The organism is Micromonospora sp. NBS 11-29, from assembly GCF_002140155.1.
Lineage (GTDB): Bacteria > Actinomycetota > Actinomycetes > Mycobacteriales > Micromonosporaceae > Micromonospora.
This window is the reverse complement of sequence record NZ_NAPR01000003.1, coordinates 168,802-180,441: the sequence shown is the minus strand read 5'-3', so window position 1 is coordinate 180,441 and position 11,640 is coordinate 168,802. Positions and strand designations below refer to the sequence as shown.

The following is an 11,640-nucleotide window of genomic DNA, read 5'->3' as shown; positions in this document are numbered from 1 at the left end:
CCGCGTCGGCGTCCGCCGACCCGCCACCGCCACCACACCCAACGACGGCCGCGCCACCACGAACACCGCCACCGCCACCAACACCACCAACACCACCGGCCGGTACGCGCCACCCGGCACCGCACCCGCCAACGCCGCACCCAACCCCGCCGTCACCACCGCCAACCCCGCCGCCGGACCCACCACCGCCCAGTCCAACCTCGTCCGCCGCGCATACGTCACCGCCGCCGTCGACGTACCGAAGATCGCCGCCAACTTGTTCGTCCCCAACGCCGTCGCCACCGGCACCCCCGGCGCCGCCACCAACAACGCCGGCAACAACAACAACCCACCACCACCCACCACCGCGTCCACCCACCCCGCCAGGGCGGCCGCCACCAACAACGTCACCAACGAACCGACATCCACGCGCGCATTCTGCCCACCGGGCCACCAGCCACGACGCAGGCTGTGGCCAGCCTCACCGCCCCCGACGCCGCCGCAACCACACCCCCGCCCACGCCACCACCACGAACACCACCATCGAACAACACAAAACCTTCAGCACCCGCCCAGCCTCCCACGCCCACGTAAGGTGTGCAGGTGCGCCTGGCCACCTTCAACCTGCTGCACGGCCGCTCCCTCACCGACGGACTCGTCGACCCCGACCGGCTCACCACCGCCGTCACCGCCCTCGACGCCGACATCCTCGCCCTCCAGGAAGTCGACCGCGACCAGACCCGCAGCGGCAACCTCGACCTCACCGCCCACGCCGCCCGCGCCATGAACGCCGAGCACCACCGCTTCGCCGCCGCCGTCGTCGGCACCCCCGGAGAACACTTCCGACCCCTCACCCACGACGACGACGGCCACGGCGAACCCCTCTACGGCGTCGGCCTCATCAGCCGCCACCCCGTCCGCACCTGGCAGGTCACCCGACTACGCGCCGCCCCCGTCCGCTCACCCATCTACGCACCCGGACCCGGCGGCGGACTCCTCCTGCTCCGCGACGAACCCCGCGTCGTCCTCGCCGCCGTCCTCGACACCCCCCACGGCCCCCTCACCGTCGCCGCCACCCACCTGTCCTTCGTCCCCGGCTGGAACCTGTGGCAACTCCACCGCGTCGTACGCGCCCTACGCGCCCTACCCGCACCCCGGATCCTGCTCGGCGACCTCAACCTCCCCGCCGGCCCCGCCGCCACCCTCACCCGCTGGCAACCCCTCGCCCGACGCCCCACCTACCCCGCCGGACAACCCCGCATCCAACTCGACCACATCCTCGCCGACCGGCAACACCTCGACCGGCTCCCACCCGTCACCGCCGTCCACACCCCCCTCGCCACCATCTCCGACCACCGACCCCTCGTCGTCGACCTCGGCTGACTCACCCCAACCCCGACTGCCGCCGCGCCGCCTCCACCGCATTGCGGAACAACATCGCCACCGTCGTCGGACCCACCCCACCCACCCGCGGCGTGATCGCCCCCGCCACCCGGGCACACGACTCATCCACATCCGGCAACAAACGCCGCCCCTCATACCGCACCCCACCACCCACCACCACCGCACCCGGGCGCACATGCTCCGGCCGCACGATCCCCGGCACCCCCGCCGCCGCCACCAGAATCTCCGCCCGCCGCGTGTACCGAGGCCAATCCGCCACCCCCGTGTGCACCACCGTCACCGCCGCATTCGCCGTCGGCCGCTTTTGCGCCAACAACATCGCCAACGGCCGCCCCAACGTCGCACCCCGACCCAACACCACCACCTCACGCCCCGCCACCGGCACCTGATGGAACGCCAACAACGCCTCGATCCCCGCCGGCGTACACGGCAACGGACCCGGCAACCCCAACGCCAACCGGCCCATGTTCACCGGATGCATCCCATCGACGTCCTTGTCCGGATCCACCTCCGCCAACGCCCGGTCGTAATCCAGACCCACCGGAATCGGATGCTGCACCAACACCCCGTGCACGCCCCGGTCAGCGTTGAGATCCGCCAACACCGCCCGCAGATCCGCCTGCGACGCCGACGCCGGCAGATGCACATGCGGCGACGCGAAACCCAACCCGTCCGCCTGACGCTGCTTGATCCGGATGTAACCCGCGCTCGCGTCGTCGTCACCCACCAGCACCGTCGCCAACGCCGGCGTCACCCCCGCCGCCCGCAGCGCCACCACCGACGCGGCGACCTCCGCCAACACCCGCTGCGCCACCGGCCCACCCGGCAACAACCGCGCGCCCGAACCCGAAGAAGAAGACATGCGACACCTCGCCCGCGGAGGCCCAGGCGGTCGACCCCCACGACGAGCTCCCCGATGGTCACCCATCCCCGTGCCGCCAGTCGCGTCCCCCTCAGCCTGCCACAACACGACCCACCACCGCATCCACCACCGCCGGCCACACCGCCACCAACGACGTCGGAAACACCCACGCCAACACCTGATCCGCCAACGACCCCCCGACGTCCAACACCCGCAACCCGTCCTCCACCCGCCGCCGCACCCCCACACACCGCCGCCGCACCCACACCGGATCCGCGTACCCCGCCGCCACCCGCCGCCGCACCGCCGCCAACCGGCCCGACGGATCCGCGATCACCGCATCGGTACGGAACATCGGCGCGAACACCCACGACCCCAGCACATCCTCCGGGCCACCCACCTGCCCCCAGGTAACCGTGCTGACCTCCAACAACACCCCACGGTGGACGAACTTGCCCACCTTCGGGCCAGGAGAGCCCCGCACCAGCAGCACATCCACATCCGACGACGCCGGCAACACCGCGTCCCCCGGCAACCCCACCGTCGAACCACTGAACAACGCACCCTCGACCGACGGATCGGCTCGCATCCGCTCCCGCACCCAGCCGACCGCCACCGCCCGCGCCGCATCCACCCGCACCCGACGGATCAGGCGGGGGAGAGACGAAACACCGGCCAACCGATCTCGGTACGCCAGTCCGCCGCCACACCCGTGTCGCGCGGCCCCACCAGATACGTCTCCCGAACCGACCCGCCAACAGCCAGCGCATGCCCGACCACCCACGCGCCGAGCCGCCCGTACGTCACATCGATGTCGTCGTGCGGCCCCTCATGCACGGCCACCGCGAACTCGGCCGCCGGCAGATCGATCACCTCCACCCGCCCCGACGGGCGCGGATCCCGAACCGGGCGGTACACCACCACATCGCCCGTCCCGCCGGTGAACAACTCGTTGGCGTACTGACCACCCGGCGGCCCCGTCCGCCCACCCACCGCAAACGCCGCGTCCAACTCCGCCATCGCCCCGTCGTACCACGCGCCGGCCCTCGCCAACTCGACGCGCCCCCGCACCCCGGCGACGACACACCCCGGCACCGCACGCACCTCGACCGCCAGCTCACCATCGGGCGGCCCCAGCAACCGACGCAGGGCCACGACCGCCCCACGGGTCCGCTCCAACGCCTCCTCCAACCGACGCAGGTGCCCCGCGACCACGGCGGCACGCCGATCGGGATCATCCGTCGCCATGATCGCCTTCACCTCGGCCAACGGCACGTCCAACTCACGCAGACGGTGGATCACCTGCGCCGACGGAATCTGCTCCGTCGCGTAGTAGCGGTAGCCGGTGAACGGATCCACCCTCTTCGGCGCGAGCAGGCCAGCCTCGTGATACCGACGCAACGTCCGCACGCTCAGGTGGGTGACCGTCGCGAACTCGCCGATCGTCAGCCCTTCGCGCATCCACCCACTCTGCACCCTCCCCCCGGGGGAGACACCACGACTTGACCCTCTCCCGACGGAAGACCCCACCGTATGCCCATGGCCACGACCGACTGGAACCACGCAGAACCGATCGCACCCGACCAGCTACCCACCCCGATCACCCGATACCTCACCGCCCACCAGGCCCGCGACCTCGACACCGCCGTCGCGCTCTACACCCCCGACGCGTCGGTCACCGACGAAGGCCGCACCCACCACGGACCCGAGCAGATCCGCGCCTGGCTGTCCCGATCGGCCAGCGAATACACCTACACCACCCAACTCACCGCCGCCGCCAAGCTCGACGACCACCACTACGAAGCCCGGCACCACCTCGAAGGCGACTTCCCCGGCGGCACCGCCGACCTGCACTTCCGCTTCACCATGCGCGACGGGCTGATCGCCCGCCTGGTGATCGAACCATGACCACCCTGGCAACCCCCCGCTAGGAACCCGACAACCCCGCCAACGCGCGGTTCGTACGGTTCGCCGCCACCGCCGCCCGCTGCTGCCCGGCCGTCACCTCGATGTACGTCTGCGACGACGCCAACGACGCGTGCCCCAGCAACCGCATGATCTCCGCCGCGCTCGCCCCGTCCTCCGCCAACCGCGTCGCGAACGTGTGCCGCAACGCGTGCAACCGCGCACCCCGCGGCACCCGGTCGCCGATGCCCGCCCGCCGGTAACACGACTCCACCAGATACTGCAGACCACCCCGACGCAACGCCTCACCCGCCCGGTCCACCAGCAACGGCCCGTCCGGCCGCATGCTGCGCGCCCCGAACCGCACCCGCCGGCTCTCCAGATAGCCGGCCAGCACCCGGTCCACGCCCGCCTCGATCGGCACCGTACGCGGCCGCCCGCCCTTGCCCGCCACGTCCACGCGCCGCTCCCCGTCTCGCCCGGCCACCGACGACACCCGCAGCGCCAGCAGCTCCGACAGGCGCAGGCCCGCACACAGCGCCAGCGCCAGCACCGCCAGGTCGCGCTGCGGCCACGGGTCGCGCTGCCGGCCCTCCGCCCGCGCCACCGCCGCCAGCAACTCCTCCGGCGTCTCCTCACCGCGCAGCGGTTTCGGCCGGGGGATCGGCGTGCGGGGCCGCCCCACCGCCGGCATCGGATTCCCGGGCACGACACCCTCGGCTACCAGGAAGGTGAAGAAACTGTTCCAGGTAGACCAGGCTCGGTGGACCGACGCCGCGGCGCGGGGAGCGGCGAAGCGCGCGAACGCCGCGCGCATCACCCGGGGGGAGAGGGCGGCGACCGAGAGCCGGTCCAGGGGGAGGGGAGGGGCGTCGTCGTCCGTCGTGACCAGCGCCGCCACCGCGCGAAGATCCCGACGGTACGCCGCCAGGGTGTGCGGCGAGGGCTTGCGGGTGGCCCGGGCGGTCAGGAACTCCTCGATCAGCGATCCTACCGATTCGTCCTCTTTGTCATGCATAAGGGATATTATGCATGAATTTCGTGTTCCCGTCAGCCGCCGCGCTCGGGGGAGAGGACTCGAATGCGGCTGCCGCGACCGCCTGCCGGGGGGCGGGAGACGCCCGCCGTGGCGCAGCACGGCGACGCGCCCGGGGCGTGGCGCGAAGATCGAGCCGATCTCTGGCACGGGACGGCCCGATGCTGAGGGCCCTTCGAGTTGACGTCGGAAACGACCCGGTAGCAGGTCCGCATGACTCGCCGGCTCGCCGCCGCTCGCGCCCGGCCGGATGCCCGTCTCTCGCCAGACACCCATACCGTTCCACTCGCACCTCACTCAGCCCACGAGTGGAACGGTATGGGTGTCAAAACGAGCCGGAGACACCCATGGTGTTCCACTCGCCGGCTGGGTGACACACGACTGGAACGCTATGGGTGCCTCCGGTGCCCTGACGCACCATGTCGCGGCCGGCACGACGGCGGCCGCGTTCCTGCTCGACCGGGCGCCACGCCTGCCGCGACCTTGCGTCCGCGCCGCCGGCAGGCGTAGGGACGGGGGCCGGGAGCGCTTGGTGACTGCTCCCGATGGCCGAGGTGTGCAGACTGGAGGGGAGGCCCCGCACCTCCTTACTTGACATAATGTAGATTATCGAACCCCTGTGCCCGCCGGGATCAGGCCCCGACGTAGGCGGCGAGGTGCTCACCGGTCAGGGTGGGCCGGCCGGCCACCAGGTCGGCCGGGGTGCCTTCGAAGACGATCCGACCGCCGTCGTGACCGGCGCCCGGACCCAGGTCGATGATCCAGTCGGCGTGCGCCATCACCGCCTGGTGGTGCTCGATGACGATGACGGACCTGCCGGCGTCGACGAGCCGGTCGAGCAGGCCGAGCAGGTGCGCGACGTCGGCCAGGTGCAGGCCGGTGGTCGGCTCGTCGAGGACGTACACGTCGCCCTTGTCCCCCATCCGGGTGGCGAGCTTGAGTCGCTGCCGCTCCCCGCCGGAGAGCGTGGTCAGCGGTTGACCGAGGGTGAGGTAGCCGAGGCCGACGTCGGCGAGCCGGTCGAGGACGGTGTGGGCGGCCGGGGTGCGCGCGTCGCCGGCGCCGAAGAACTTCTCCGCCTCGGTGACGGACATGGCGAGGACCTCGCTGATGTCGCGTCCGCCGAGGTGGTGTTCGAGGACGGCGGCGTGGAAACGTCTGCCCTCGCAGTCCTCGCAGGTGCTGGCGACGCCGGCCATCATGCCCAGGTCGGTGTAGACGACGCCGGCGCCGTTGCAGGTGGGGCAGGCGCCTTCGGAGTTGGCGCTGAACAGGGCGGGTTTGACGCCGTTGGCCTTGGCGAAGGCCTTGCGGATGGGGTCGAGCAGGCCGGTGTAGGTGGCCGGGTTGCTGCGGCGCGAGCCGCGGATGGGGCTCTGGTCGACGCTGACGACGTCGTCGCGTGTGCCCAGCGAGCCGTGGATGAGGGAGCTCTTGCCGGAGCCGGCGACGCCGGTGACGACGACCAGGACGCCGAGGGGGATGTCGACGTCGACGTCGCGCAGGTTGTGGGTGCGGGCGCCGCGGATGGGCAGGCTGCCGGTGGGCGTACGCGGAGTGTGCTTGAGGGTGGCGCGGTCGTCGAGGTGGCGGCCGGTGGTGGTGCCGCTGGCGCGTAGGCCGGCGACGGTGCCCTGGTAGCAGATGGTGCCGCCGTCGGTGCCGGCGCCGGGGCCGAGGTCGACGACGTGGTCGGCGATGGCGATGGTTTCGGGTTTGTGTTCGACCACCAGGACGGTGTTGCCCTTGTCGCGCAGGCGTAGCAGGAGGTTGTTCATCCGGGTGATGTCGTGCGGGTGCAAACCGATGGTGGGTTCGTCGAAGACGTAGGTGACGTCGGTGAGGGATGAGCCGAGGTGGCGGATCATCTTGGTGCGTTGGGCCTCGCCGCCGGAGAGGGTGCCGGCGGGGCGGTCGAGGCTGAGGTAGCCCAGGCCGATCTCGACGAAGGAGTCGAGGGTGTCCCCCAGCGCGTGCAGCAGTGGGCCGACGGAGGGTTCGTCGAGGTCACGGACCCAGGTGGCGAGGTCGCTGATCTGCATGGCGCAGGCGTCGGCGATGGAGATGCCGTGGATCGTCGAGGAGCGGGCTTCGGGGGCCAGGCGGGTGCCGTCGCAGTCGGGGCAGGTGGTGAACGTGACGGCGCGTTCGACGAAGGCGCGGATGTGGGGTTGCATGGCGTCGACGTCCTTGGCGAGCATCGACTTGCGGATGGCGGGGATCAGGCCGGTGTAGGTGACGTTGATGCCCTCGACCTTGATTTTGGTGGGTTCCTTGTGGAGGAGGTCGTGCAGTTCACGCTCGGTGTAGTCGCGGATGGGTTTGTCGGGGTCGAACATGCCGCTGGCGCGGAAGATGCGGCCGTACCAGCCGTCCATGCTGTAGCCGGGGATGGTGATGGCGCCGTCGTTGAGGGTGCGGTCGGCGTCGTAGAGGACGGTGAGGTCGACGTCGTTGACGGTGCCTCGGCCCTCGCAGCGGGGGCACATGCCGCCGAGGCGGGTGAAGGTGGTCTTCTGGGGTCGGGGTTTGCCGGGGCCGCGTTCGACGGTGATGGCGCCGGTGGCGCGGACGGAGGGGACGTTGAAGGAGTAGGCGTTGGGTGGGCCGATGTGGGGTTGGCCGAGGCGGCTGAAGAGGATGCGCAGCATGGCGTTGGCGTCGGTGGCGGTGCCGACGGTAGAGCGGGGGTCGGCGCCCATGCGTTCCTGGTCGACGATGATGGCGGTGGTGAGGCCGTCGAGGACGTCGACGTCGGGTCGGGACAGGGTGGGCATGAAGCCTTGGACGAAGGCGCTGTAGGTCTCGTTGATGAGGCGTTGGGATTCGGCGGCGATGGTGCCGAAGACCAGGGAGCTCTTGCCGGAGCCGGAGACGCCGGTGAAGACGGTGAGGCGGCGTTTGGGTAGTTCGACGTCGACGTCGCGCAGGTTGTTCTCGCGGGCGCCGTGGACGCGGATGGTGTCGTGGCTGTCGGCGTGGGCCGTGGGCATCGGGTCTCCGTCCGGTGGGTTCAGCGGCGCTGGTTGATGCGGATGAGGTTGCCGGTGGGGTCGCGGAAGGCGCAGTCGCGGACGCCGTAGGGCTGTTCGGTGGGTTCCTGGACGACGTCGGCGCCGCTGGCCGCCAGGCGGTCGAACAGGCCGTCGAGGTCGTCGGTGGCGAGGGTGAGTGCGCCGTAGCTGCCCTTGGCGATGAGTTCGTGGATGGTGCGGCGTTCGTCGTCGGTGATGCCGGGGTCGGTGGCTGGTGGGTGCAGGACGATGCCGGTCTCGGGTTGTTCGGGTGGGCCGACGGTGAGCCAGCGCATGTCCTGGTAGCCGACGTCGTTGCGGAGTTCGAAGCCGAGGGTGTCGCGGTAGAAGGCGAGGGCGGCGTCGGCGTCGGTGTGGGGCAGGAACGCGTAGTGGATGGTGATCGTCATGGTGGTCACGCTAGTGGGGCGTCCCGGGTCGGGCTTCTCGATTCCTGATCGGTCGGGTGACCTGTTTGGTGAGGCACGGGGGTGGTTCGGCGGTGGCGTGCGCGTGGCGGGCCCGGTAGGTGCTGGGGGGTTCGCCGACGAGTTGGGTGAAGCGGGTGCTGAAGGTGCCGAGGGACTGGCAGCCGACGTGGAAGCAGACGTCGGTGACGGTGAGGTCGCCGCGGCGCAGCAGGGCCATGGCGCGTTCGATGCGGCGGGTCATGAGGTAGGAGTAGGGGGATTCGCCGTAGGTCTGGCGGAACTGGCGGCTGAGGTGGCCGGCGGACATGTGTACGCCGCGGGCGAGCGCTTCGACGTCGAGGGGTTGGGCGTGTTCGCGGTCGATGCGGTCGCGGACGCGTCGTAGGCGGGTGAGGTCGCGGAGGCGTTGGGTGAAGGCGGGGTCGGTGTCGGGTGGCACGTGTCCTCTCTTCGGGTCAGCGCAGGCGGCGGGCGGTGAATCGGGTGGGTGGGTCGGCGATGGCGTCCTGGGCGTTGACGAGTTGGAGTTCGCGGGTGCCGGCGGCGAGGGTGGCTTCGAGGATGGCGTAGATCGTGTTGGTGGTGTGTTCGAGGGCGGTGCGGGGTGATCCGGTGGTGGCGAGGTGGGCGAGGTAGAGGGCGGCGGTGACGTCGCCGCCGCCGTTGGGGGCGATGGGGAGCAGTGGGGTGGTGACGGCCCAGGCGCCGTCGGTGGAGGCGGCGACGACGTCGAGGTGGCTGGCGGGCAGGTCGCGGTGCAGGACGCTGGTGACGAGGACGTGGTCGGGGCCGGTGGCGCGGACGGTGTCGACGGCGGTGAGGAGGTCGTCGAGGGTGTCGGTGCGGCGGTTGGCGAGGAATTCCAGTTCGAACTGGTTGGGGGTGACGATGTCGGCGTGTGGGACGACGGTGTCGCGGAGGTATTCGGGGATGCCGGGGCGGACGAACATGCCGCGGCCGACGTCGCCCATGACGGGGTCGCAGCAGTAGATGGCGGCGGGGTTGGCGGCTTTGACCTGGGCGACGGTGTCGAGGATCACGGCGCCGACGGCGGGGTCGCCCTGGTAGCCGGAGAGCACGGCGTCGGCGGTGCCGAGGATGCCGCGGTCGGCGATGCCGGCGATGACGTCGGCGACGTCGGTGGGGGCGAGCAGGGGGCCGCGCCAGGCGCCGTAGCCGGTGTGGTTGGAGAAGTGCACGGTCAGGACCGGCCATACCTCGTGGCGGAGGCGTTGCAGGGGGAAGACGGCGGCGGAGTTGCCGACGTGGCCGTAGGCGACCGAGGACTGGATGGACAGGATCTTCACGGTGTCATCGTCGCATCCCGCGGTGGCGGTCACTCTCGGTGGTCGTTCGGTGGCGGGCGGGGGTAGCGTGGCCGCTCGGCTCAGGCTTTCGACCGTCTGGCGCGGGGTGGGTTTGGGCTCCGCTTGCGGTGGGGGCATGAAGTGGGCGTTTCTCACCATCTAACGGAGGAAGCACGGATGCTTTCCGCACTTGATCGTGGGCGTACCGTCGCGCCGCCGGGTTACAGCCGTTGGCTGATCCCACCGGCGGCGTTGGCGATCCATCTGTGCATCGGGCAGGTGTATGCGACCAGCGTGTACAAGAACTCCCTGATTGCGCACTTCGACACGGGGCAGACCGCGATCGGGGTGATCTTCAGTATCGCGATCGTGATGCTGGGGTTGTCGGCCGCGGTGGCCGGGACGTGGGTGGAGGCGAACGGGCCGCGTAAGGCGATGTTCGTCTCGGCGTGTTTCTGGGCGGCGGGTTTCCTGGTCGGCGCGTTGGGCATCGCGACCTCACAGTTGTGGCTGCTGTACCTGGGTTACGGGGTGCTGGGCGGTATCGGTCTGGGCATCGGGTACATCTCCCCCGTCTCCACGTTGATCAAGTGGTTCCCGGACCGGCCGGGGTTGGCCACGGGTCTGGCGATCATGGGCTTCGGTGGTGGGGCGATGGTGGCCTCTCCCCTGTCCCGGCAGTTGCTGTCGTTCTTCGACTCCGGCTACGACCCGTCGAACAGCGGGTCGACGGCGTCGGGCTCGGCGCTGGTGTGGCTGTTCGTCACGCTCGGTGTCGGCTACTTCGTGATCATGATGTTCGGGGTGTTCAACGTGCGGGTGCCGGCGGCGAACTGGCGGCCGGCCGGGTTCGACCCGGCGAAGGTCGCGGCGAAGCCGCTGGTGACCACCGCGAACGTGTCGGCGGCGAACGCGGTGCGCACGCGCTCGTTCTGGCTGCTGTGGGTGGTGCTGTTCTGCAACGTGACCGCCGGCATCGGCATCCTGGAGCAGGCCAGCCCCATGATCCAGGACTTCTTCCGCGACGGTGGCACCTCGGCGGTGTCGGTGGCGGCGGCCGGTGGTTTCGTCGGGTTGCTGTCGCTGTTCAACATGGCGGGCCGGTTCGTCTGGTCGTCGACGTCGGACGTGATCGGCCGTAAGCCGATCTACATGGTGTACCTGGGTGTCGGGCTGGTGACGTACCTGCTGCTGGCGCTGGTGGGGCAGACGGCGACGGCGTTGTTCGTGCTGTTGGCCTGCGTGATCCTGTCGTTCTACGGCGGTGGGTTCGCGACCGCGCCGGCGTACCTGCGGGACCTGTTCGGCACGTTCGAGGTGGGCGCGATCCACGGTCGGTTGCTGACCGCCTGGTCGGCGGCGGGCGTGGCCGGCCCGCTGATCGTCAACGCGTTCCTCGACGCGCAGGGCGAACCGGGCTCGTTGACCGCGTCGGCGTACCGGCCGGCGTTGTTCACGATGGTCGGGGTGCTGGCGGTGGGCCTGGTGGCGAACGCGCTGATCCGGCCGGTGCCCAAGCGGTTCCACGAGCCGGCGTCGGGCCGGGACGAGATGATCGACGAGCAGCCGGTGACGGCGGACAGGAGCGGGTCGTGAACGAGCGCACCGGTGGCGGGCAGCAGGTCCGTCTGGTGGTGTCGTGGCTGGTGGTGGCGGTGCTGCTGGGCTACGGCGTGGTGCAGACGATGATCACCGCGGCGAA

General features: G+C 70.7%; 12 protein-coding genes and 1 riboswitch. Of the genes, 3 read left to right on the top strand and 9 right to left on the bottom strand.

The features are described from left to right. Window positions 1-354, bottom strand: a 354-nt coding sequence (locus B1205_RS30720) for a TSUP family transporter (protein WP_254909697.1), incomplete at its 3' end; no start/stop codon positions are given. A 228-nt stretch (window positions 355-582) separates the two neighbouring features. On the opposite strand from B1205_RS30720, the gene B1205_RS02080 reads away from it, so the two are divergent. Beyond that, window positions 583-1,362 carry an endonuclease/exonuclease/phosphatase family protein gene (locus B1205_RS02080; protein ID WP_089154364.1) on the top strand — a complete coding sequence of 260 codons (780 nt, stop codon included), beginning with the start codon at window positions 583-585 and terminating at the stop codon, window positions 1,360-1,362. Window position 1,363: 1 nt separating this feature from the next. On the opposite strand, the gene B1205_RS02075 is transcribed toward B1205_RS02080, so the two are convergent. From B1205_RS02075 to B1205_RS02065, 3 genes are all read right to left on the bottom strand, one after another. Continuing rightward, on the bottom strand, window positions 1,364-2,245 hold the full coding sequence (locus B1205_RS02075) for a bifunctional 5,10-methylenetetrahydrofolate dehydrogenase/5,10-methenyltetrahydrofolate cyclohydrolase (protein ID WP_089154054.1): 882 nt from the start codon (window positions 2,243-2,245) through the stop codon (window positions 1,364-1,366). Between the two features lie 13 nt (window positions 2,246-2,258). Then, a riboswitch (ZMP/ZTP riboswitch) is annotated at window positions 2,259-2,339 on the bottom strand. Further along, on the bottom strand, window positions 2,337-2,861 hold the full coding sequence (locus B1205_RS02070) for a hypothetical protein (RefSeq protein WP_254909645.1): 525 nt from the start codon (window positions 2,859-2,861) through the stop codon (window positions 2,337-2,339). (Overlaps the previous riboswitch by 3 nt.) Window positions 2,862-2,893: 32 nt before the next feature. Next, window positions 2,894-3,706: a MerR family transcriptional regulator gene (locus tag B1205_RS02065; RefSeq protein WP_089154363.1), complete on the bottom strand. Its 813-nt coding sequence runs from the start codon at window positions 3,704-3,706 to the stop codon at window positions 2,894-2,896. A gap of 78 nt (window positions 3,707-3,784) precedes the next feature. On the opposite strand from B1205_RS02065, the gene B1205_RS02060 reads away from it, so the two are divergent. After that, window positions 3,785-4,153: a nuclear transport factor 2 family protein gene (locus B1205_RS02060; RefSeq protein ID WP_089154053.1), complete on the top strand. Its 369-nt coding sequence runs from the start codon at window positions 3,785-3,787 to the stop codon at window positions 4,151-4,153. A 19-nt stretch (window positions 4,154-4,172) separates the two neighbouring features. On the opposite strand, the gene B1205_RS02055 is transcribed toward B1205_RS02060, so the two are convergent. From B1205_RS02055 to pdxY, 5 genes are all read right to left on the bottom strand, one after another. Beyond that, window positions 4,173-5,168: a tyrosine-type recombinase/integrase gene (locus B1205_RS02055; RefSeq protein ID WP_089154052.1), complete on the bottom strand. Its 996-nt coding sequence runs from the start codon at window positions 5,166-5,168 to the stop codon at window positions 4,173-4,175. A gap of 650 nt (window positions 5,169-5,818) precedes the next feature. Beyond that, on the bottom strand, window positions 5,819-8,179 hold the full coding sequence (locus tag B1205_RS02050; RefSeq protein ID WP_089154051.1) for an ATP-binding cassette domain-containing protein: 2,361 nt from the start codon (window positions 8,177-8,179) through the stop codon (window positions 5,819-5,821). Window positions 8,180-8,199: 20 nt separating this feature from the next. Then, entirely contained in the window at window positions 8,200-8,610 is a 411-nt protein-coding gene (locus tag B1205_RS02045; protein WP_089154362.1) for a VOC family protein, read from the bottom strand. A 10-nt stretch (window positions 8,611-8,620) separates the two neighbouring features. Then, window positions 8,621-9,070, bottom strand: a complete 450-nt coding sequence (locus B1205_RS02040) for a helix-turn-helix transcriptional regulator (RefSeq protein ID WP_089154050.1) — start codon at window positions 9,068-9,070, stop codon at window positions 8,621-8,623. A 16-nt stretch (window positions 9,071-9,086) separates the two neighbouring features. Continuing rightward, complete coding sequence (gene pdxY, locus B1205_RS02035; RefSeq protein ID WP_089154361.1) at window positions 9,087-9,938, bottom strand: pyridoxal kinase PdxY; 852 nt, start codon at window positions 9,936-9,938, stop codon at window positions 9,087-9,089. A 177-nt stretch (window positions 9,939-10,115) separates the two neighbouring features. Between pdxY and B1205_RS02030 the strand changes: the two genes are divergently transcribed. Further along, entirely contained in the window at window positions 10,116-11,534 is a 1,419-nt protein-coding gene (locus B1205_RS02030) for an OFA family MFS transporter (protein WP_089154049.1), read from the top strand. The last annotated feature ends 106 nt before the right edge of the window (window positions 11,535-11,640 follow it).